The organism is uncultured Turicimonas sp. (assembly GCF_902477955.1).
Classification (GTDB): Bacteria; Pseudomonadota; Gammaproteobacteria; order Burkholderiales; family Burkholderiaceae_F; genus Turicimonas.
On record NZ_CABSJB010000004.1, the window covers coordinates 1 to 24,719 of the forward strand.

General features: G+C 44.0%; 7 protein-coding genes and 1 tRNA gene. 2 read left to right on the top strand and 6 right to left on the bottom strand.

The features are described 5' to 3' along the window. Nucleotides 1-183: 183 nt before the first annotated feature. The 4 genes from RDK53_RS02090 to RDK53_RS02105 all read right to left on the bottom strand — a co-directional run bounded on the left by RDK53_RS02090 (nucleotide 184) and on the right by RDK53_RS02105 (nucleotide 4,986). Nucleotides 184-1,575: an FAD-dependent oxidoreductase gene (locus RDK53_RS02090; protein ID WP_308513068.1), complete on the bottom strand. Its 1,392-nt coding sequence runs from the start codon at nucleotides 1,573-1,575 to the stop codon at nucleotides 184-186. A 112-nt stretch (nucleotides 1,576-1,687) separates the two neighbouring features. Beyond that, nucleotides 1,688-2,338, bottom strand: coding sequence for a response regulator (locus RDK53_RS02095; RefSeq protein ID WP_308513069.1), 651 nt, complete (start codon nucleotides 2,336-2,338; stop codon nucleotides 1,688-1,690). Continuing rightward, on the bottom strand, nucleotides 2,298-4,106 hold the full coding sequence (locus RDK53_RS02100; RefSeq protein WP_308513070.1) for a PhnD/SsuA/transferrin family substrate-binding protein: 1,809 nt from the start codon (nucleotides 4,104-4,106) through the stop codon (nucleotides 2,298-2,300). Before RDK53_RS02100 ends, RDK53_RS02095 begins: the two co-directional genes overlap by 41 nt. A gap of 103 nt (nucleotides 4,107-4,209) precedes the next feature. Beyond that, nucleotides 4,210-4,986: a DUF4422 domain-containing protein gene (locus RDK53_RS02105; RefSeq protein WP_308513071.1), complete on the bottom strand. Its 777-nt coding sequence runs from the start codon at nucleotides 4,984-4,986 to the stop codon at nucleotides 4,210-4,212. Nucleotides 4,987-5,214: 228 nt separating this feature from the next. Between RDK53_RS02105 and RDK53_RS02110 the strand changes: the two genes are divergently transcribed. Together RDK53_RS02110 and RDK53_RS02115 are read left to right on the top strand one after the other, a co-directional pair. Beyond that, nucleotides 5,215-5,628 (top strand): helix-turn-helix domain-containing protein, encoded by a 414-nt coding sequence (locus tag RDK53_RS02110; RefSeq protein WP_308513072.1) that lies wholly within the window; start codon nucleotides 5,215-5,217, stop codon nucleotides 5,626-5,628. A 72-nt stretch (nucleotides 5,629-5,700) separates the two neighbouring features. Next, a tRNA-Arg gene (locus tag RDK53_RS02115) sits at nucleotides 5,701-5,777 on the top strand. 118 nt (nucleotides 5,778-5,895) lie between these two features. Here the strand turns inward: RDK53_RS02115 and RDK53_RS02120 are convergent. Both RDK53_RS02120 and RDK53_RS02125 read right to left on the bottom strand, forming a co-directional pair. Further along, nucleotides 5,896-6,426, bottom strand: coding sequence for a hypothetical protein (locus tag RDK53_RS02120; protein WP_308513073.1), 531 nt, complete (start codon nucleotides 6,424-6,426; stop codon nucleotides 5,896-5,898). 483 nt (nucleotides 6,427-6,909) lie between these two features. Further along, the gene (locus tag RDK53_RS02125) at nucleotides 6,910-24,714 is read right to left on the bottom strand and encodes a hypothetical protein (RefSeq protein ID WP_308513074.1); all 17,805 of its coding nucleotides are present in this window, start codon (nucleotides 24,712-24,714) and stop codon (nucleotides 6,910-6,912) included. Nucleotides 24,715-24,719 lie beyond the last annotated feature (5 nt).

Below are 24,719 nucleotides of genomic sequence, written 5' to 3' on the forward strand. Positions count from 1 at the left end.
TCTTAAACTTAAGTGCCCGCTCTTATCGGTTCGTCGATAAATTTTTAAAGAACTTTACCTAAGATTCACTCTTAAGTCGCTTCCGAATTAACTTGTTTTCGTCAGCGCAGAATTCGAATATTACAGACAATTTTTTCACTCGTCAACTGTCACAACCAAAACTGATGTAAAGAATTGTAATTTTTATTGGGTCAGGTTTTTAGCAGCCAAGCGTCCGAACACTACAGCACAATTAATACCATTGCCTCCGAGTCGGTATTTGCCGTGTAGATTGCCGATTATCTGACCACAGGCCCATAGCCCGGTAATGGGTTTGCCGTGCTCGTCCAACACTTGGGCCGTTTCATTGATTTCTACGCCTCCTAAAGTCAAATGTATTTTAAAAACGACATTTGCCGCCCAGAAAGGAGGAGTCAGAATTTGTTTATCAAATTGGCATTCTTGAATTGTTTGAAACAGGTTTTTCTCTGGAATGTTTAACTTTCTCGCAAGTTCTTCAACGGTATTTCCTCTCCAAACCATATTCTTGTAGAGGCCTTTATAAACATTCTTTTTTCTGTTGAGCTGAATTTCTTGAACCGTTTGATTATCGACAATGGAATAACATCGTTTGAAGCCGCCGTTAAAGTACGCTTCCGAAATTTTTCCCCTCGGAAGCTCTTCATTTACGAATCTTTTGCCGTTTTCATTAACAAAGATGAACTTTCTCGGGTTGTAATCCAGACGAACAGGATTATTTTCGTGCGCTGACGAACCCGGTACGCACTCCACAAAATGCATATTTGTTAATTTTCCGCCTATTGCATAAACTGCATCGTGAAGATCTCCCGTCGCTCCGGGGTTGGAATCTGTTCCTAAATCAGCGGCCCACGGAACCATCTCCCTTAATTTAGAACTGTTTGCGCCAAATCCGCCGGAAGCTAGAACAACTCCTTTACGGGCAAAAACCGTGCTTGGACCTTCTGGCCCCTGTGCTATCACACCGACAATTCTGTTTTCCTCGTTTCCTTTGATTAAGGTGATGACCCGAGAATTTGTAGATATCTGTACTTTCTTCGATAAACATGCTTCTGCTAAGACCTGAATATAGATCCTGCCGTTCCCAGTTTCTGTCAGAAAAGAACGAGGATATTTCCCTCCGTAGACATGATAAGGCGTCGGCAAAAATCGTATTCCCAATTTCTTAAGCCACTCAAGAGAATCACGGCTGTTTTCTGCCAAAGTTCGGGCTAATTTGGGAGAATTTAGGCCTTCGGCCAGCTGGTTTATTTGAGACGTGTAAAGATCAATGCTATCCGGAGGATAGTCTGGGAACCAAGAAGATTCTTCCGGAGTAAGAACAGCGTTGAAATAACCGCCCGATAAGAAAGTATCTCCTCCCAGCTTCGGCATCTTCTCTAAAAGCAGAACCGAAGCCCCTTTCAACGCCGCACTATATGCAGCCGTGAGACCTCCTGCTCCTGCACCGACAACAATGACATCTACATATCGCGGGGAATATTCATCTTCAGACGATAAAGCGACCACAGGAAAACCTGCTATTAAAGTAGTAAAGAGGAAATCCCTTCGCTTCATATACTCCTCACAGTGAATTATCGTTGTTAATTTATTAACGCCACAATTTGCAAGAGGTCGCAGGAAAACAATCCGTTCTATCCTGAAAATCCATACTGAAATCTATCTCGAGTTATTGATTAGGATTGTTCAGCAAATATGCTTTGCGATATCGATTCAAATCGTTTAAAAATCCAGAAAGTTCTGCAGCATTCTCGACTTCCAGCTTTTCATAAATGCTCGACCGATGGGACCGGACAGTTCGCTCCGTAATTTCCAACACAAGACTTATCATATTGTTGGTAAGCCCTTTTGCTACCATATCAGCTACTTGACGCTCCGCCTCAGTTAATGAATTCCATTGATTCATCAAAAATTCTGCAAATTTCCTTCCCTTCTGTCTCTCCCTATGTTCTTCCACTGCCTCTTTTATGTAATCCAGGAGTTTATCAAGGCGAGGAGGCTTTACTAGAAACGTTTTGGCTCCCTTATGAACGGCTTCGACAGCCATTTCTATGTCTCCATGAGCAGACAGAAAAATAATAGGAAGATCGCACCTTCTTCTAATTAACTCATTTTGCAATTCAATTCCAGACATATGCGGCATACGGACGTCCAGGACAATGCAGCCGGTCACAGAAAAATCATCTTTTTCCAAAAAAGATAACGCCGAATTGTATGACTTGACCTTGAAGCCTGCCATTTCTAAAAAAAGAGACTGAGCTTTCAGAACACTTTCGTCATCATCCACCAACCGTATTAATGATTGCGTTATCTTCGTCATCTCCGCCTCCTTCTTTTGTTATAAATTTTTCTACAAATAAACTAGCGATCACTCCCGACGATTCTCCTCTTTCAAACTCTAAATGTCCGCCGGATGATTCTGCAATCGCATTGCATATTGATAAACCGAATCCCAGTCCATCAGGCTTGCTGCTTTGAATGGCTTTTCCCAAATTTTCGAAAGCTAGCTGATCAAGTTTTGGCCCGTTGTCCCTTACGCTTAATTTCCAAAAAGCCCCAGCCTCCGATACAGAAACCGAGATATGAGGAGTAACGACTCCCTTAACAGCGCTTTTGGCATTTCTTACGAAATTAAGAACGATAAATTCCAGTTCAAAAGCATCTCCAAGAGTAAAGAATTCTCCCTTAGGAACATTATTTTCAACTGCTTGTGCGTATAAGCCTTGGCCTAAAGCATTACTCACAACACCTCCCAGATCGCAAATCTTTTTTTCTTTGGGTCTTTTCTTAACTAAACTTCTGACATGTTCAACGATCTGAGTCGATTTTTGCAGTTCATTTTGTAGGAGAGTGATAATTTCTTGTGCTCTACTATCTTTAGTTGGCTTTTGTTCCAGAAGCATGCTCAACGCTCCGGCGTAGTAACCAATGTTTGTAATCGGCTGTTTAATTTCATGCGCAAACATACTGGATATTTGAGAAACGATGCTCATTCTTTCCAGAGCATGGAGTTTTTGTTTACTTTTCTGGGATTCCAAATAAAACTTCTTAGTCTCTTTTAGTGCTTTGCTTAGCTGCCCCGTGCGTTTTCGAACCAAGTAATTAATTTGAAATACATGCAATAAAAGGAAAAACAGCAACAAGACTGCAAAATAAATCCCGTTTTTATATTTCTCCAGTAAAAACTTTACAGACCAAGCCGAGTCATGGTTAAAAGGTCCAAGTCTTAGAGACTGCATCAAGTTGTATGTAGGCAAGAAGTTATTTGTGATCGTCCAGTTGAAATCCAAGCCTACCGAAGGCATAGTCAGCAGCTCAACGGTAACGTCCTTAGTAATACTAGGCGCAACGCCGGCTAAGGAAAAAAAGACAACGTCCGGATATCCCGGAGTACTAACTAAACATTTTTGTGGGTTGAGGCGTTGATTAAGAACCCTAAAATCTCCTTCTTTTATCTGTCCGGACTGGATTGCTTTCTCCAGCTCACAGCTTTCAACCACTCCGACAGTCACGAAACCGTGTTTTAAAAGAAGGAATACATCCGGCACACCATATTTCGTCTCGATGATTTCTGAAAAAAACTTGTCTGGGTTGTAACCTGCGGAAAGCAGCTCTCCTTTGGCAATAAGCCAACCTCCAAAACTTTCCAAATCTGAAACTGCTGCTTTTTTCCCTCTAGCATCCGCTAGAGTTTTTATCGAGCTGTCCGATCTTACGATAATGGTTGAAGCTACTGAATCCGTGAAATTCGAAGTCTCTTTATTCTCTTTAGTGGCGACTTGAAGAGCTCCGTGGGTCTGCATCAAGCTGACATAAGTAAAGGCATTTGAAATTAAAAAATCCGGCTTATACCTCTCTATATCTTCCAGTATGTTGCCGGGGTTTATATCTACTAAATTGAATTGATATTGTGTAAGGCTCTCCATCAAATGATCGACGGTCGGAGAGTAAGACTCTATGAAAAAAGTAGGCGAAAAAGTATCCACCAGTCCGATGGTGACAGTCGGTTTATTTTCTGATGGTAAGCCCTGGCTGGAAAAGACAAAAGGCAATGCCAGAAGGGCAAATCTGATTTGGGATTGCTTCACACCTATTCTCGTTTTATTTTTTCTTATGGTAAGAATTTAATAAACTCGTTTCAATATAACAATAGGTATATTTCTTATGCTTTTCGGCTTGAAAAAATTTTTTCTATTCTATTAACTTTTTTAAACCTGCTTTTCTAAGTAAAAACTTCGCAATCTTTTGAGGCCAATTCACAGGCTCAAGATTCAAGACAGGTAACTCGCAATATCTAATCTTGTTCTTTGTCAACCAAACATCCAGAAGTCTCTCGGAGAGGAAGCCAAAGACACGAGCATCATTTTTTGAATAGTCTGAAATATTTAGAGTCTTCTCTACCTCTTCTAAAACTGAAAAAAGCCACGTGCAATACTCATCGAAGAGTTCCTTTTTCATCACAAACATATTGAGCAAATGAAGCTTCTTAGAATTCATCACTTGCTCAAAGGCCGGAAGATAAGACGGGCAAATCTTCCTGATAGCCTTTTCTAATGCAAGGAGATCTTCTTCATGATGTGCATGAACATATTGACTTCGGACAGTTTCGACAAAGTAATTTCGCTTCACAGGCAAGATAACTTGATTTTCTCGTAAGTATTTCTCAATCTCTTGAGCGTCCAAGATATTTGCAAACTTTCCTTGAACTTTAGAGTTTCCCTTGAAATATCTTCGATAGTGAACAAGGCCAACAACATCAGCATCCTTGATATTTTTCCAGATCCAAAAGTAACCGGTCAGCTCGCAATAATTCGGATTCTTTTCTGAAATATTCAGTCCGGTATTATCTCGAACTCCTTTTAGTCCTAGATCTTTCCGTAATGAAGCCCCGACTTCTAAAGGAATATATATGTCGTCCTCAGGCATCTCATAATTTTTGTGAGCCGCTATAAAAATCTTAATCGACATATCCTCAGACCTAAATATTTCAACTTGAAAAGTTTAATCGATTTCTTCTTTTTGCAAATCGTTCTATTATTTACAAAGTAGAAAAAACGTTTATTTTTTCTAGAGTTAGAAAGAGTATTTTTCCTCCGATGTCCTAGGAATTACAGCCCATCTTGAATTAACCAATAAATTTAGATTAAAATCCCTGCACATCCTAAAAATATGGGATGGCGATTAGGAGGTCAATTTATGGAGAACGACCCGCAAGTCAGAGCTGGGTTATCACAAAGATTACAAGAGCTAAGATTGGAGAACCAAATGACGCAAGCAGAACTTGCTCGTCTTTGCGATATTCCTCAGCCTGTGTTGTCTTTGTACGAAAAGGCTGACAGTAACAGAATGCCCACTCTGTATGGACTTGTGAAACTGGCAAATGTTCTTCGTGTTTCGACTGATTATCTTCTGGGCCGTACAAATGAGAGAACCGGCAGCGCAAGTTTCATGCCGGAAGATTCTGTCTTAAAAGAACTCTCGGTCAAAGACAGACAGATTCTCATCCATATTGCTAAAGCGCTTTTACTTGCCGCGAAAACAAAGCAAGAAATAATGAGAAGCAAAAAGATTCCGAGTAAAGCTGAGCAAACGCCCGATACAGGCGCCTAATCGTTTTTTTCTTTGCAGCTTTAATAATTTTTTAGTTATTTCACTTTTCCAGTGTTAGAATAAAAAAATGTTGCGCCAGTAGCTCAGTTGGATAGAGTACTTGGCTACGAACCAAGGGGTCGTGGGTTCGAATCCTGCCTGGCGCGCCAATGATGGTCCGAGACGCTTAACAGCTTCTCGGACCTCCTGTTTTTTGTTCTCCTCTGCTAGGTTTTTAAGCCTTAATCGGATGCTCCTATAGAGAATCCCCCTCCTGAAAGCTCTCCTCTAAACTACTGCGTTTTTTCTCCTCTCTAGCGAGGCTCTCTGTACCTGCCATTTATTCCGAAGTACTCTTACGGTCTTTTCAGCGGTCAGGACCGCCTCACAGACGTGTTCAATAAAATACATAGGTACCGCTTTGTTTTTATAGGTCGCTCTGACGGCTTCTATGACGTCCTTCATTTCCTCTGACCGTGCCTTTGTCACGTAGTCTGAGCAGATTTGGCGGGAGCTTAGCCATAACCAGAAAATGTAATCCTTATTATTTCCTCCTCTTGCGATGTCGGCACCTTTAGACAAAGTGCAGACCGATGAGACGGTCACAAATTCTGATTGGTCCGGACGGTTAGGTACAAATCTAACGTATCCAATCAGCTTTCTCTCAGCGGCGACCGGTAATCTTACTTCACCGCTGCAAAGCTTCTCAGGCTCATACCCGAAAATAATAGGTTCAAAAAATTCGATGAATGGCAAGCGACCTCTAGCAACAAATGCAGGGTTCTTGGAAGATTTTCTGAATTGTTTCAATGTTCTCATTGCTCGTTCCAACAAAATTCATTAGAAAACAAAGCCGTATGCAATAAATTTTCGGCTCGTCCTTCGGAACACCGGACAGAAAATCGGCACAAAAATAGCCTAATCCTGACCAAAATCAGTGTTCTTTAGATTCTTTGGAACGATTAAAAATTAACCCATTGGTCTCAGAAATTAAATATTTGACACTTTATTGTACACTATTTTGTCGTAAAATTAAAAATGTCTTACAGGTCCTACATCAAGTCGGACTGTTCGCCACATTGAGAAAAATTGCTTCCTTGGGAAAAGCTTGATGAAGGAAGAAAAACTTCCTCTTATGGCACAAGTTTGAACTTTCGAGAGAAAACCTTTTTGAAAAGTCCCAATATGTTGTTTGAGACTCAATAGGAAAATAAGAGTCGGTCAACCGGGACTATAGTAGGACGTCGCTAACGAATAAAACTCCCGAGGATTTTTGAAGATCTTCGGGAGTCTTACAGTTCTCTAATTTGCTTCCGGAATATTTATGGTTACTAAGTTATCCTCCGCTAACTCTCTTGGCAAATAAGTTTCTTCATCAGAATCCTCTTGACGCCATTTAAGGAAGGAGAATTCACCATTGCGGTTAATCACGTCTTTCATTCGGATCACCAAGCCACGATGAGTTCTATCTAGTCCGAATACTTCTGTTACCAGAGAGGAGAAATGCGGAACAACACCGAAGGGGACATCCTCCGCATAAGTTCCCGTTACTCCCTTAATATTCAGGAATCCGTATAGATCAGGGCCGTTTTCAAGCACGTAAACACCTTTACCTAAGACGGGGCCAAAAATACTTCCCTGTCTAGTGACAGCAATCATGCCGGGAGTTTGGAACGTTTCAGCCACGATGTTCCCGTTACCGTTATACAACATAACCGAGCGATTGCTTTCAACGTTTCCTACCTGAATGTTTCCAGTGACGCCGTTGGCTCTTCGATAAATATCTACATAGTCCTGACCGAAAACCGAACCAATATTAATTTCAGCGTTTCCGGAAAGAATGCCTACAGATTTACCATGAACGGTATCGAAATCAATTGCTGAACCTTCTTTGTCATAAAGAGAAGATGAAATTTCAATCCCCGCCTTAGACACAATTGACGACCCGCTAACGGAAGCTGAATGTAGCATTACCTCATTCTTCGCCGATATCGAGTTGCCAATATTCAGCACATTTTCTTCGCCATGAATTGACACATGGCCGTTAACAACTCCGCCTTGAGAGGCATTTACATACACCGTTGTCGCAAAGCCAGTCAAAGCTAAATTGACGTCTTTACCTGCTTCAAGAACAGCTTCTGTAATGTAGTTTCCACCAAACTCACCGGCTTCTCCCATCTTGGTCACAGAGCCTAAGACAATACTGCCATTGGCCGTTGCTTCCAATCTTTCAGCCGTAACACCGGTATCTCCTTTATTCTGTCTCTGATAGACATCGTTACCTGCCTTCAGGACTACTAGATGAGTACTTAGATCAGTTTCCTCATCCCAAGCTCCGATCCTAGTTTGATCCAACAAACGAATATCTCTTGAGGCCTGAATTCGAACGTCTCCGGAGTCATCTGTCGTATACACCCAAGAATCGCCCTGCATCCTCACGTCACCTGCAAATGCAGTAACCTCGACATTAGAGCCTTTGATTTCACTTCCGCCTGCGAGTGTGACATTTGATCCCAAGAGGTCAATGTCGGAATCAGAAGATATATCTGCACGTCCTTGTACAGTGAGAAGGCCCTTAGCTGCCAGAACTACATTTTCTTGTGCTGTAATAGAGGCATCGGAGACAAGAGTCAGATCCCCTAAGGAATCAAGAACAACTCCTCCATTCTCAGAAGACACTTCAGCAGCAGAGTCAAAGCGGAGGTTTCCTCCCGCGATGTTTACATAATTATCAGAAGAAATCTTGGTACTCCCTTGAGCAACAAGGTTTCCATCGGCGACTAAAACAACTTCTTGCGGTGCTTTAACAGAAGCATCGGCAGCAAGGGTCATATCGCCCAACGACTTGAGCTGGACTTCTCCATTCTCCGATAGAACCTCGGAAGCGCCGTCAACACGTATTTCACCGCCTTGAATATAAACTTTGTTCTTTGAAGATATCTCGGTAGTACCTTGGGCAGCAAAGCGTCCCTCAGCGGATATGGAAACGCCTGTCTCTCCTTTCACGCTTGCATCAGAGGCAAGAGTCAAATCTCCCTTGGAAAGAATTTCAACGCCGCCATTGTCCGAGAGAACTTCAGAAGTACCGTCAAGACGTATTTCTCCGCCTTGAATCTTGACGTTCTTATCCGAAGAGATCTCGGTTGTACCCTGGGCAACCAAACGTCCGGCAGCAGATATGGAAACACCGGCGGGTCCTTTGACGCTAGCATCCGACGCAAGGGTTATACCTCCCGTGGATACTAGGTTAACGCTGCCGTCCGTCGTCAAAACTTCAGACGTTCCGTCCAAGCGAATTTCACCGGCATAAACGTCAACATTCTTTTCGGAAGCAAGGTAAGCATCTCCACCAATGGTAAGCTTATCTGCTGCATCCAAATCAACGGATTCTTCTCCGTAAATAATGGCTGTCCCTTCCAATAGGACGGAACCGCCTGTACTTCTCACAGTCAGATTTCCTTCGGTAGGCTCGGCGGAGGGTGTTAAGGCCACAAGAAGAGCCTCATCACCAAATTTCACATCCTTCCCTCCAACTACGGAAATATCGGCCTCTGAAATTATCCAAGCTCCCTCACCAAAAACAGCATTTCCTCCGGAGACAATCGAAACATCAGATCGGCCTTTTGCCCGCCCTTTCTCATCAGCAACCTTACTGCTGCTCTTTTCAGTAGCGATAAATGCGTCGTCTCCAATGACAAAGTCTTTTCCTGACTTGATCGAAAGATCTCCGCTGACATACACATCGGCATCATTGCCAATCCCGACACTTCCTTGTTCTGCTGTAATAGTCGTTAGGTTATCCGCCCCAATTTCAAAACGATCTGCAATAGTGACGTTCCCTGTATAACTCTTAATGTCAACAGTTCCCGATTCCTTGGGAGAATTTGAATCCACTATTGAGTGAATAAATGCGTCAGACCCGAGGGAGACGTCCTTCTGAGCAGAGACACTTATCACGTTGGCATACAAGTCTGCATCCTCTCCGATTGAAAGATTTCCTCCGGACTGCACATTAAGCTTACTTATCCCAGAAGTGTTAATTGCGTGAATTTGAGCTTTGGACCCAATATCCAGATCTCCTGATTCTGTAAACAACGTTGTATCTTTACCGGCGGTTATCGCCAAATCGTGATCAATCGTCAAGCCCTTATTGCCGTATACCTTTGCTGCGCCATTTGGAGTGTTAATGTTAAATGCACCGCCAGTCACTGAAAATTCTTTTTGAGAACCGACTTCTACTTTGGCATTTTCGCCCGATGCGGAAATATTTACATCCCCAACGACAGTCCAATCATTTGCAGCTTCAATCGAAATATTTCCACCCGAGGAGGAAAGCTTGATCGATTTGCTATGAATGGAAGTTGCATCAACATCGATATCCCCTTTTGTTTTGATATCAACGGAATGATCTGCCGAAATATCCTTTGCCTTAACATAAGCAGAGTCGGCAACCAAAGAAGGAAGCTTTAAACTGCCCTCTGTGGTGATTGATGCCTTTTGAGCGGCAGAGATACTATCCGCATTAATAAATGAAAGAGAATCCAAACTTACTGCTCCATTAGCAGAAGTTATCTTTTGAACAATAATGCCATTATTGTCGCTGGTTACTGAAACATCTGTAGAAGCTTCAATGGTTGTGGCTTCCACCTTCTCTTTTCCAACGATAGAGACACCTCCGGACTTACTTTGAATAGTCCCTGTAGCTAAGACCTCTCCCTCAGAGCTTTTAACAAGAATATCTCCATTAGCATCTCCAGTCGAGGTAACTTGTCCAACAGAAACTTTCTTAGTGCCGGCCAGTGTAATCTTTTCCTTGGCCTCCACTTCTCCTATTGAGAGGTCTTCAACAGCGACATTAACCGTACCAGCTGCCTGGACCTTGGCAATCGTTTGAGCTCCTGTCTTGGCAAGAATCTCAACGTTTCCAGCGACTATACTCAATTTTGAAGAAGAGTTAAGTCCTGTGAGTTCTCCCTTTTCAGCGCTAAGACGAAGATCTTTTTTCAATTCAAGGTTGTCGTAATGATTCAACGCACTTACATCCAGATTCTTACCAGATTTCAAATCAATTGAGTCTTCGATGGTTATATTGGGCTTTGCCTCTTCGGATAGTACTTTGAAAGCCACGTCTCCCTCTGTACTCGTCATGTTCAACGAATCAGAGGTCAGAGTATTTGTCTTGAGAAGCGCTGTTCCTGAATCGGAACCAATGAACGTACTTTGTGCCTCCAGTGCAGTTGCAGAGACTGTAGCTCCCGAGTGTCCCTTGACTGTGAGCTCTTTCTCTACTTCAACCTTTTGTTCTACATTCATATCTGCAGAGCCCGCTGTCGATGAGAGTGATAAAGAACCCTCAGCTGTAAGCGTCTGTGCTTTGATATCAATGTTAGAGCCAGCATTTATTTCAGCTTCGGCATCTTTCATTGTTACAGCACCTGCATTAACAGTGATCCCGTGTTTGGCAGATAAATCAGAGTTAAATACAACGTTAGCTGCTTTAGCATTGACTAATACGCTTGATTTTTCGGCAGTGAGCTTATTCAGTTCAAGGTCTTTCTCAGACGTTAAAGCAATTGTTCCGGCAGTTACTTCAACTTTCTCAAGCCCAGAAATAGATTCTGCATCTACGACTAATGCCGAGTCCACATCCAACACTGTCGTGTCAAATTTAGTCTGCCCAGTTGACTTGACATTCAAAGAATCACCCTTCACTTCTCCCGAAATTGTCACAGCATTGCCTGACACATTCGAATCTTTGAAAGTGTTGAGTGAAGCGGTTAAAGTGACATCTCCTTTTTCAGCTGAAATAGTCCCAGCATGGCTTAGATTGCCACTGCCAAGAGATACATCTACATTAGATTCTTTAGCCTTTAACGTCCCCAAAGCAAGCTCTCCTGAACCTGCAGCGATAGAAACCGATCCTGCTGAGATAGTAGAGTTTTCTTGGATTCCCTCAATCCTGTTTGCAGAAATCTTGAAGTCTCCATCAAGGTCAATCTCTCCGTCCAGATCGACTTTAGCGTTTTTTTGGGCCTGAATATCAACTGTTTTTTGAGCAGTAATTTTTGCCGAGGAATTCTCAGTAAACCCTGTCGTAGTTACATTCTCTTCGCGAGATTTAAGAATGACTGACTCAGCCTCGATTGTCTCGGCTTTAACGCTAATATCCCCTCGAGTCTCGATACTAATAGGAGAATTATCGTTGCTGATAACCTTCTTTGCTTTCAAATCGACGCTATCTGCCGTAACGGCAGGAAGTGTCAGTTCTCCTCCGGTATCAATACCCAGCTTACCCTTGGCTGCTGAAATTGACTTAGATTTTACAAACAACGGAGCATTCAAAGTTACTCCAGCCGTATCCGAAATCAAGGTTCCAAGTTCAATTCCATTAGTGTCGCTTGTTACTTCGATATCCTTAGATGCATGGAGGTCAGCAGCCTGAACTTTTTGAGCCCCAGAAATTCCTATTGAACCCTTGTTGCTAACTAAGTTTCCCGATATCGATACATTGCCACTTGTACTGGAAACTGATATAACGCCTTCAGCCTCTGCTGCGTCCATAACCACATCATTCTGAGCAGTTAATGTGACCGCTTCTGCAGAATTAACCTTTCCTGTTGTTGTCAGGGATGTACCAGCGTTGGCAATTATTGAACCACCTTGTGATGTTAAGGCCCCTGTCTTCAGCTCTGTTCCGGATTTAACAGTTATTGCGCCTCCTGTTGAAGTGAGATCTCCTGCCATGACATTGGCCTCAGAACTTGTCAATTGAATTTCTTTCGCCGTTACCTTTCCGACGCTTAAGGCCTCCTGAGCCGTTAAAGTGGCAACGGCAGCTGAATCTACAGTTCCGGTTGTCAGAGTAGTGCGTGCCTTAGCAGTTATTGAACGTTCTGTAGACTTCAAGTCGGTCGCCGTTATATCTGCCTCTGAACTTGTCAATTGAACTTCTTTGGCCTCAACGTCGGATACTTTCACTGCATCCTTCGCTGTTAATTCAGCAAGATCAGCTGAATGTACCTTCCCCGTTGTGGTCAAAGTCGTTCCCGCTTCAGCGGTTATTGAGCCTTCTTTAGACGTCAGTGCACCAGCAGTAACAGCACCGTCTGTACTTGTCAATTGAATAGCTTTGGCCGACACATTGCCAACGGCCGCTGCGTTTGCAGCCTTTACTTGGACATTTCCAGACTCGCTTTCCAAATTACCGCTAACAACGCTTCCCTGTCCGGAGAGTTTAATGTCTCCGCTCAGGGATAAATTAGCGTTACGCTTCGGCTCTTTATGCTTCGACTCTTCGGCATCAACATATCCCTTTTCTGCGGAAGCAACGTCTAATGTCCCGGAACCAGTATCGTGAATATTTAACAGTTTCGGCTTATCTTGCGAAGTTTCGCCGGTAACAAAAGTAAGCAGAGCCTCCCCGTCTTTTTCCGAATGCAGACGAATTGAATTCTTATCACTTCCTACTTGGGATGCATCACGAAGAATGATTTCCTGCGCCTTGATATAGCTTGAAGCTATCGACTCTGAACCAGAAGGTTCTGTCATCAGCAAAGCTTTACCGTTCAAACTAATGTCAACAATCTTATCTGAAGCAACTGCATCAACTCGGAAAGGATCAGTAGAAACACCGTCAGCTGCGTTCAGATACACGCCTGAAGATGCGCTAAATGAACCATAGGCATTAAGGTCATCAGGATTAATAAGCTCAATGTTCAACCTAGACACCGACGTTCCTAATGAACCAATACCGCCGCGCAATGTCACTCTTGAAGACTTAATCAGTGAAGAATCAGCACTTCTCAAAAGACTTTCACCGTTATAAATTCCTTGTTTTGCGGAAAGTCTGACTTCGTAATTTGCCTTATCGCTGATCACCTTTCCTACATATAAGGCAGAATTGTCTTCCGCTTCTACAAAGACATTTCCTTCCGTAGTATTCGCATCAAGATGAACTTTGCCTAAAGACTCCGTTAAGTTAGACGCTTCAACAGAAATTGAACGTTTTAGACCGAGTGTTATTTGTCCTTGGTCTGCATCCCATTTAACATCATGAGCATCGGCTGAGGCAAGTGTCTTATAAACATTTAGTGCTTGATCTCCGCTTAAATCTGAGAACTGGTAAGTCACGGGATCGACTTCTTGCCCTATCGATTTTGCCTTCAGGACTACGGTGTCTGCAACGATGTTTGCCACTCCGTCCAAGATTCGAGTGTCAGAAGCTTTCGGATTGGAAATCACGTCAGAAACCGCATAAATCAGTTCTGATTCAGTCCAAACTTTATAGCTAGACGCCTTGGCCTTTGCCAATTCGGAATCAGAAATCTTTTCGGTTGCTGCAAGATATTTGTTAAACCTATCTTTAATATTGGCCTTGAGATCTTCTCCCTTCTCACCGCTTCGAGTATAGTACCCGCCTAGTTTCTTCCCTAAAGAATCTCGATATTCTTTCTGCGCAGCGCTTAAAGTTGATTCTTCTGCTTCTACGAGTTCAGCATACCGCTCAAATTCACCCTTCATTTGTTGGGTGATTCGTTCGACGATACCTTTCCTAAGTGCTTCATCGCTAGCTGAGTTTGCAGAACCAAGAATTCCGGCTTCTTTCCAACTTTGAAGTTTTTCTTCTAGAGAAACCTGGTCGGCTGTTTCTCTGGGAAGCGCATCCAACAAAGCACCATCAGTTGCGATTTCAACTTTGTTTGCTTTAAGAATTCCAAGACCAAGATCGCCCTTAGCTGTAATGGACACCTGTCCGTTGTTAGCATTTACGTCCAAGCGGGATGTTCCATCAACTTTTGAAATCTGTGTAAGTTCATGGATTTTCACACTTCCTGCCTCGGATGTTAGGTTGCCGTCCTGCGACTCGAATCTCTGCAAGTCAACATTATTCTGTGCTAGAAGTTGTACATCGCCTTGGCCGACAACTGACCCTGACACCGTTCCTAGAACTTGACCAGCGTTCAAGAAGATATCGTCCCCGACAGCTCCGACTAACATATTATTCTTGGAAGTCAGTTTTATTGCGTTTTGTTCTGAACCAATACTCCCGGCTGCCGTCAAATTAATCTCTTTGGCACCTGAAAGTTGAGCCCGTGCGTTGTCGGAAAGAATATCGTTTCCGGCATTGATTGTTATTGTGCCGCCATCCGCACTTAGAATACCCCCTATAGAAATATTCTTGCTGCTCGAGAGCTTAATAGAATTTTGGCCAGTTGTAATAAAACCTACATCGATAGGCTGATCAGCTTTAACAGCGTATTGACGAACTACAAGAGCACCTGATTTTGTCGTTTTTCTAGCCTTGTAATAACCATTAAAGTGAGTCCAGTTATCATACTCAACCCAATCCTCAATACTGTCGACATACGAGTATTGCTTTTCTGGTGTAACCCAACTTTCGAAAACATTGGTTCCCGAAGGACGAGAAGCCAAAATCCCTATGGTCCCTCCTTTCTTCAGGTCAGATTTTTCCTCACTCGTCTCTTTTTCCATCGTCCAGGTCAAAGGAGATTTCTTCCAAGCTCCCCAAATATGGAAACGTTTACTAGTTGATTCAACCTTAACATTTGTGACCTGGGCTCCGTCACTCCACAGATAGGTTAAACCTTTACGAGGGTTGTAAGTCCTCTCCGCAATTGTCGTTGCCTCAGACGTCTTTCCAGATTTATATAACCAGTACTCCTTATTACCCTGGGAGTTGCTGTATTCGGTTACTTTAGCAGCTACCGCCTCTCCATTTTTGGTTTCACCAGCCCAAGCGGTATCTGTTATACGAATACTTCCATGAAGGTTTCCGGTATTAATATCACCAGTAAGTATAGAGTGGGTTCCAGAATTTATATCTATATCTATACTGCCATCGACCGCACTCAGCTTTCCGCCTCCGGTACTGGCAATTTTGCCCGTCAAATAGATACGACCGCCTTTAGGCGAAATATCATCGAGCACAATCTGATCGGTTACCGGGTTATACCAGGCTTTACAGTTTTTATGCCAGTTTCCGTCGCCTCCGACAAAATCGAGGCCGTCTGTCAACAAATATTGGTCTGAATATACATTGATTGAATCCGGAGAACCTTGGGCAATCCAGGAATCTCTAATTGCGGAAATTCTTTTCTCGGACGTTGCGTCCAGTGTCAAATCATAAGAAGCATACCCACTTTGAATAGTACCGTTGACGTTAATCATATCGGCTGCGATAAATATATCACCGCCAGCGTGAATACCTACAGAAGCACTATGAGTCTTGTCTTCGGCACTCGATTGTCCTATTCCGGTCTTCTTAGTTGTCTCCCATTCATCCTTCCAAAACTCCTCAACACTGCCGCCAACAGACAAAATACCCTCGTGATATGATTGAGTGACGTTTCCTGTAGCTTGAAGGTTTACCTGGCCTGCAGCATTGACTGCTGATTGCGCATCAACATAGATATCTCCGCCGGAATTAATAGACAAGTTACCCGACAGATTTTGAATCTTGCCGTAGATACGTACATCCGAATAGACCGGAACATCTACAATATGAATCTCTTTGCTCTGTGTTTCTTCTGACTGGATCTCTCCTCTTGCCTGCAGTTTCCCTGTAAACGAAGTTGTAACTTTAAACTCCGGAGCTTGAGAATCCGTTGAATACTCTTTTGTCCCTGTAAATTCCGGCAGAGAAACATCTGCATTAGTCTTATTGTTGTAGGTAATGACACCGCCCTTATCCAGAATCTGAATATCCTGGAGTTCCAATAACAAGTTGGATTTGTTTTCAATGTTAATGTGCTTGGCTCCTCGGGCGGCAATCGTTCCATTACCAACCACATGAGAAGACTTCAAGTTAACATTGCCTCCAGAGATAGAAAGTCCCGCCAAAGTAAGAATTCCCACTTCAGAAGAGGCCACCGGAACAATTCCATCACCTTCTTTTTTAGCAAAGCCTTTATCAAGCATTTGCTGTAAAAGTGCTTGAGCCTCCGTGGTATAAGCAACTAATGCTGCCGAATCGGTAGATTTATACTCAGCAATCAAAGCTTGCAGCTCAGCATACCGGTTCCAATATAAATTAGAGTATTGCTCAAAGCCTAGATCAATCACCTCAGGCCCTTCGCCTGTAATGGTAATTTCCGGTTTAATTAAAGAAGTAACCGGACTTCCATCTAAGAGCAACTGGAAGGCATCACTCTCTTTTTTCACAACTCCTGATATCACGATATCAGAAGAGACATTCTTACCTGCTATCAAAGAACCTGATACCGAGATCTGATTATCAAGTGTGAAAGAATCAGGTAGAACCTCTCCGGCCTCAGTTGTAGCAACCTTAATGTCTCCCTGGTTAGTACCGGTCCATCTCCATGCACGAGCAGATTCTTTGCTGTTTACTATTCCCTCAGATGCAAATGCGTCAATTTCTCGTGCTGCATAAACGTTACCTAGAACATTAATCTTGTTTGTCAGGGCATAATGACCTTTTACTTTAGTAGATGCAGCAGGCAGAGCAGAATATGCGTAGGCATGAGAATAGGCCAAAAGATCCAGTTTGTTTTCCGACCCGTAGGCATCTTTACCCGAGTACAAACGAACATAACCGTTACTGTCCAGAAGAGCACCTTGTCCGATCGTGACTAACTCAGTTCTTGCTACATTTGCATTCACCGAAGCGCCTGAGCCGCTCAAAGCACCGGCTACTTTGCCGATAGACTCCAGATGAAGGTTCTCTGTAGAGGAAGCTGAAACAACAATTTCTGATGAAGTTCCAGTAGTCTTCAAAGAACTCTTTTCCTTCAAGTCCACAGTGTTGTTTAAAGTAAACTTGTGATTCCCTGCTGCTGTTGCGCCGGTTACCGCTCCATAAGAGTCTGCCAGAACCTTCAAGTCTGCATTGATATCGGTATACGATTGCAGCCTAATGACCTCAGCGGCACTGATTTGAGAGCCCGCACCGATCACCACAGAGTTCGAGTGGTTGTAGTCCGTATCAATGTGAATTCCTGACCCTGCAAAAGCTCCATGAACGCCGGAGTCGACAATATAAGCACCGTCTGTCGCTGCAATATCAAGATAGTCCTCTGCTCCAATCCAAATATCCGAGCCCGCCTTTATTATCGCATTGTCTCCAACCGTGACAGAAGAAGTGCCTGAAAGGGTGTTGACAACAGCCGCGCCTGATCCTCCAGCCAAAGCTCCCTTAGTGTTGTCCGCTTTGAAACGTAAGTTATGATGAGATTCAGCAAAAATAGAAACTTCGTCGGCCACCTGCCAATTACCATTCACAGTGACTTGTGTCTCAGAGTTATCTGTGTGTACAACGCGGGCAGCGTCCCAACTCGTTCCTGTACCCTCAATAAGAAGAACAGCTCCTCCGGCACTTTCCGAAATACCCTTAACGTTTTCTTCGTTAATTGCGCCGATATTTAGATTTTGCAATGTCGTTCCAACGCTTTCAGAAACTGTAGTAGCAACGTTTACACCGTGAGTGATTTCTGAAACACCGCTGCCAATTGCAATGGCTCCGCCCTCTCCAGCTAAAGACTTCACCTCGTAATTGGCTACACCTTGTGACAAGACTTGCAATGTCGGTATTATCTTTGTTTTTGCATCCTCAGCAGGAACAAATTTGTTCCCTTGGAAAGTCGTACTAACAGAGGTTGTATTTACAACAGAAGCAGAATTATTTAGTGACTGAACAGCCGCTCCGCCATAAGAAACAGCTTCTGCTGAGAATTTCAGGATATTGTCATCGCCAGCGGCTTCCTCATCTGAATCCTTTCCTGCGGCTGTCATAACCTTTACTTGGCTGGCTTCATTGATAGTGTTGCGCTCCACCACTGTAGATAAGGCAGAAGAGTCTTCAATCTTCGCTAATGAGACGCCGATAGCTATGCCGGTTCCACCATAACCAGACGATTTGACGGCAAATTGGCTATGCTCATCATTGAGAACCGTCAAGTTCTGAGCTTTGATTACGCTACCACTTAAATTCAGCAAAGAAGATAAAGCAGAACCTGTTGGCTTAGCAATGGTAATTTTTGAATCGGAACCCACTCCGCTTACACCGCCTCCATATCCAGCAATTGCCTTAGCGCTTAATTTTCTGGCTGCGACCGTCTGAATATTTGCATTTAATGCATCAATCTCAGCGTTTTGAATTCTCGAATTCAGACCCGTACTGTCCGTTATGTAAGCTATAGAAGCTCCTCCGGTGATTCCTCCGGCTTGTATACCCCAGCTCTCAAGCTCTGTCTGGGAGTTATTGAGAACAGTGGAAGCAACCATGTTGGAAGCTTTAAGGGCTCCTCCTGATATGTTAACGAGAGCTTGCCCATCCAAAGCCGCATCAGCGACTGTCGCTGCTGCGGAAAAAACGCCACCAGATCCCTGGAAAACTTTCAGATTATTCTTTGTGTCTAATTCAGACTTGAGTTTCAAAGTATCTGTTGCATGCAGAGTACTGTTCGTGACGCTAATACCAGCGTAATTATGATCGCGAATAATGCCAACAGACGCTCCGAGGGTAATTCCGCCTATCGCGATTCCTCCGACCATACCTTGCGTGCCGGACTTTTCTTTTGAATCCTGAAGTGCCGAGAGATCTATATTTTGACCTGACAAATTACTCGATGTGACACTAATCGAAGCACCGCTTTGAGCTCCGATGTTTTTGTTGTCAGAGGTTAGAGACTTTTTGATGGTGTCGCTTTCCGTATCAGAGATATGGGCCGATCCCAAATTACTTGCATTGAACGCTTTCTGTATAAAGTCTAAAGTTCCGTTTGATGAAGCATCATCAATGTATTTAGATTTCGCTTCTTCATAACGTTTGCGAGCACTTTCATCTGTAAGGAAATCCGGAGTCTGAGAGCCGTGCGTGGATACGAATACAGCAGCCGTGCCAACGCCTAAACCACCTGAACCGGAACCTAACCCGATGTTTGTAGATCGATCATCCAGAGCCTTTATCGTTAAATTCTTAGCGGCTTCAATTTGACTATTGTTGATCAACACACGGGCATTTCCGTTTAGATTTTCAACAACTACAGCCGCTCCAATCGCGGCAAGGGCACCACCGGCATCTGCACGTGTTAAATTAGTTGTATTGCTGTTTTCAGCGGTAATAGAGACGTCTTCTGATGATGAAGCCTTCGAGTTTTCAACAGAAACGGAAGCATCCGTCTTAAGATCCGTCCCTGTTACTCCTGCAGCCAAAGCTACAAATTCAGCACCTGCTGCATCTGCATTTATAGAGTTGACCTTGCCCTCAGCTAAAGCTTTTATCCCTAAATTCTTGGCAGCATTTAAAGCCGAGCCTTTAGAAATTGCAAGGTTTGAGACGTTTCGACCTCTTACCCAGTAAACATCCCCGGCAGCTCCGAATCCTTGTGCTCCTGCACCTGATACACCGAGAATCGCGCTAAAGGAAGACAGATCAGAAGAAAGAGCCAAATCTCCGTTTGTTGTCGTAAGCGTGGAATTTTCAACCGCTACTGAGGAGGTTGAATTCTCTCTTACCACCATGACTGAGACCGCACCAGCCGCAGCGGTTGCCCCTGCTCCTTGGATTCCGAAAAGACTGTTTCCTTCTCTAACTCGAGATGCAATGTTCATGCTCTCGCCCGTCATTGCTGAATTCTTTATACCGACGGAAGCCTTGTTTTCAAAACTAAGAACATTAACTGTTGCTGCTGCGGCAGCAGTGGCAGCCCCTGAGCCGGTCAGATACAGCGCATTGACATTGGAATCATTCCCCGCATAAACATCAGCCTTCTTTACAGAAGAAAGTGTGCTTCCTTCAATATTAACCGCAGAATTGGATTGGCTCGTAATTCCACTGCCCGTCCCCGTAAGAGACGCAGAACCCGAACCTGAGCCTGCAGCAAATATTGTCTTAAACGTCTGTGTCGAATCTGCGTGCACCGCAAGACCAGATAGTTCGCTTGCTTTCCTTTGCGCACCTAAATCTTTCACTGAGATTTTAGACAACAAACCGTGAACAATTTCTTCGTTTTCTATGGCATCCTTGCCCGAATAAGATTTTCTGGTTGTGCTTCCGTTCTCAACTTTAATGGTTGAATTCTTTACATCTGCGTGAGAATTACCCTTAATTTCCGAGTATGTAACGCCTAAAGCTCCTGAGGCCGTTCCTGCCCCGGCTCCCTGCACGTTGTAGGTCTCAACATCGGTATCTCGAACGGCTTCGATAAGAGCCACTGAAGAACTATTGATATTGCTGTTGAGAAGACCTGCTGAAACGTCAGAATTGATCTGGTTTAGAGACAGACTAGCCTGCAATGCTCCTGTTCCGGCACCGCTGCCACCGACTCCGATTGCCGTAATCGCTAGATGTTCCCTAGCCGTGATAGATAAGGCGTCGAGTGTCAAAGGTGAAGTCAAATTACCTGCGTTGCCAACTGAAGAGAGTGTCTGCCAGTTTTTAATACGATTAATAGCGATACCTGCGCCGCCTGCTCCGGTTCCCGCTGCACTCGCTGAGATTGACAAATTACCTAGAGAAGCGTCATGTTTGGACTGAACGTCAAGCGAGGCAAGAGTTGATCCACGAAGATTATCAATAACAGCCTGAACTTTTCCGGAGGATTCGAGAACGGAAGCAGCTCCCTGTAAACCAAAGGTCCCTGCCGAGACTCCAACCCCCAATGTCAAAGAGTTAAGTTTTTCTTTACCGTGAGCAGAAAGACTCAGGGCTGTTGAAGAGGAGTTTTCTCCTAGCTCGATCGTATTAAGATGAATGATTGTTCCGTTATCTCCATATTGGCCAAATCCTGCATAAGATACAGCACCTCCGATGCCGCCCGTACCGGCTGAACCTCCAACTGCGCCGGAAAGAGTCCAGAGTGCGGATTCGTCGGACGCATCAAAAGTCGCGCTATTTAACGACGAGAGTATGAGAGTCTCTCCGGTAACCCTAGCAGTATTTCGGACACGGTTGACCGCCACTGCCCCTGCAATTGCGACCGAACCTGTTGTGAAAGATCCGTCAACGGCAGCAGCCCAGGAAGAAGATTTATTAGCGCTTACTGCGTTTAATGCTGAAGCCGCAAACTTGTTAGTATTCTTGAAAAGAATGTCCGCAGTGTTGTTGGTATTCATTACCAAGACTGCTGCACCGAGTCCTACCCCCTCTCCGAAATTCAATCCTGCATTTCCGGCAACATTTACCGTCGTTGCATTATTTCTTGAATCTAAGGAAACCGTTCCTTCTGAAGACAAGATGTTGTTGTCAATTGTCGTAAGCGCATTCTGATTTACATTGGAGACAACAACCTGTCCGGCAGCGTTAAAGCTGCCTTTACCGCCCGCAGCTCCCGCGGCTACGCCGACGCTGGTCACGTTGTTTACAGCTCCGGCAGAAAGACCTTTGGATAGAGTCAGCGTATTGCCGCTTACCAATGAGGAATAAGAATTATCTATCGTGTTGACAACAACACCTGCTGCGCCACTTTTTCCTCCAATACCAATGTCGATTCCTACGGTTACTTGAACCAAAGGCTTACCGGTTACAACGGAACCAATTTCGTTTGTTTTTCCTTCTTCTTGACCGACTTTAACCGTCATGCCGGAAACAGACTTCAGATCGGAAAGAATCTCCTGAGCCTGCTCGCTTGAGCTCTTTCCATCCTCTTTTTGAATACCTTGCTCTTCAAGATAGTCTGAAGCTGCATTCGATGCATTACTGCTCTCGGGACCTTGTTGAGATAACTCTTTTACCTCCTCATTCGTTGCAGTCCTAGATTCAACTTTTAGAGATTTTCCTTTTATTGTGGAATTTTCCAATCCGGCGGAGACGGTGTTGTTCAATTGCCCTACGCCGGCTGCTCCGGCAAATGCGTATGTTGAGTCCCCTCCAACTGCAAGTTGACCGGTAAAGGCATGAGTAATTTGGTTCCCGGAAACAAGAGCTGCTATCCTTACATCACCGGCAGACGTGAAGGTTGCATTTTTAAGTTTAGAGGCAATGTTATTGTTAATTTCAGAAATAGCTACAGAGAAGCCACCGGCAAGTGAAGTTCCTTTAGAAGAAGAAAAACCTGCCGAAGTACCGCCGGTAACTTGAGTCACACCATTCCAAGCAGTCTGTTCATACCCCTGAGCATCTGAAGAGTCAGATGTCAAAACAATATTGTCAGCATCTACTTGGGTGGTTTGATCAATCATATTGACCGAAACCGAGCCATCAAAGGCCTCTGATCCTCTTTTACCTCCTGTTGAAACGGCCAGGGCTAAACCTTCTGCGGTAATTGTTCCTTTAGAGCGAGCAGAGACAGAGGTTTTTCCGGCTTTGATTTCAACGTTATTCAGTAGTACAGAGTTGGTGATATTGGCCTGGTTGACGCCAACAGCTCCACCGATACCCACGCTGTGAGAAGTCTTATCTGACTTCCCTATACTTAAGGCCGCAGCTCCTGCCCATGCCCCAATCCATTTGTCATCATGCGCAGTAATCGAAACCTTTTGAGAGTCAAGAATAACAGAACTCATTTCAACCGTATTGGCAAGGCGGAAATCATTCCAAGCAACGCTTCCTGCCAAATCAAACTGCATTTTGAGTTGTTGAGGCTGATTGTTTACTTGCGCCTGATTCTGATTCTGAGCAAGATTTTGTCCGTTATTCTGAAGCCCTGCATTGTTATTTGAAGCATTCTGGTTAGCTGCATTAGAGGCCTGATCCTGACTGTGTGTTAATTTCTGAGCAGCTGTTTTTCCCCATTCCGCAAACTTGCCGGCAAAGCTCGATGTGATTTTTTCATTAACTACCGTAATAAGGCTTCGTCCACCGGTCGTCAGAATTGACTGGAGGCCGCTGGTCTCTTCCCGAGAGGGATTTGTAGTTGACAGAGCGCCTGCAACGCCTACCGCGTTGACTGCTGTATCTGAAAAGGCAAGCACCTCTAGTCCGTCCTCACCTTTAGCGGCTTCCAACTTAACTTTTTCCTTACCTTCTTCCTTGCTTCCAATCTGAACTTCATTAACAAAGCCGTCCATATTGATGGCAGCTCCGATGCCGAATGCCGCTCCGCCTGATCCACTATAGGCTCCGGCAACGGTCTGAATAGAGTCCTTACGGGAAGCTTCAATGTGAATATTTTTAGCTTTCAGAAGAGCGCCCGGATCAATAACAATTCGGTTTGAAGCATCCACAGAAGAGGCAACAGCCATTCCATTTATGGCAAGAACATTGTCAGTATCACTGCCGCCGACTGCAATAGAGACCGCAGTAACTTTATCCTTGGCGTTTATTCCAAGGTCGCCGTCAGAAATAATCTGTACATTCGGGTTTAAATGAATTTCATTTTTTGTTTCAAGAACCGGAATAAATACAGATCCGCCAATAGACTTTGATTTGGTATTGACATCAATCCAATTAACGAACTCAGTTGTTAATCGGCCTGTAATGCCTACTTGGGCATTATCGCTAGAAGAATCTAAAACTAGATCAGAACCTCCCTTAGTCTCTATAACTGTCCCATTGCCTACAATAATCGAGCTAGATGTACGCTGTTGTGCGTAAGCTGCAGATAACGCCAAATCGAAGGCAGAGGATGTGCCATCTGTACTTGGGGCAATCGTTGCGGCATAAGACTTAATATTGGCGTAATTTTCTGCTCCAATAAAGGCCAAAGCAGACTCTAGCAGCGAGGTCAAATGAGTAAGGTTGGGGATGTCCTTAATCGCCTTATAGACACCCTCTAAATCTTTAACATATTTAAGCATCCCCTTAAGAGATTCACCAACCTTTTTAGTTTTCCCCCATGCAGAAAGGGTGTTATCTCCTGAAACTTGGGCTAAATTTTGTCGAATAGTTTCGGTATCTGTTTTAAAGGCTAGAAGTTTTTGATAGATATCATTCTCTTTGGTAAATTGCTTCAAAAGGAGATCCCAGGATTCGTTGAGCTCCTCGACTAAAGAATTAAACCGATCCCATTCCATCGCAGAGGAGCTCTGAATCCTAATCCCCTTCTTTTCCTCACCTGAAACCTCTTTTCCGTCCACTTCCTCTTTCGGTATATAAGAGTCTCCGTTTGCAATAAGAGAGGCTCCGTCTCCAATAAGCACTTGAGAATCTACTGTAGAAATACTAGAGTCAGTAAAAGACGGTTTTGCCACTACAA

Coding starts and splice junctions, on each gene's coding strand:
- RDK53_RS02090 (WP_308513068.1), bottom strand. CDS start 1,575: ATGAAGCGAAGGGATTTCCTCTTTACTACTTTAATAGCAGGTTTTCCT.
- RDK53_RS02095 (WP_308513069.1), bottom strand. CDS start 2,338: ATGACGAAGATAACGCAATCATTAATACGGTTGGTGGATGATGACGAA.
- RDK53_RS02105 (WP_308513071.1), bottom strand. CDS start 4,986: ATGTCGATTAAGATTTTTATAGCGGCTCACAAAAATTATGAGATGCCT.
- RDK53_RS02110 (WP_308513072.1), top strand. CDS start 5,215: ATGGAGAACGACCCGCAAGTCAGAGCTGGGTTATCACAAAGATTACAA.
- RDK53_RS02120 (WP_308513073.1), bottom strand. CDS start 6,426: ATGAGAACATTGAAACAATTCAGAAAATCTTCCAAGAACCCTGCATTT.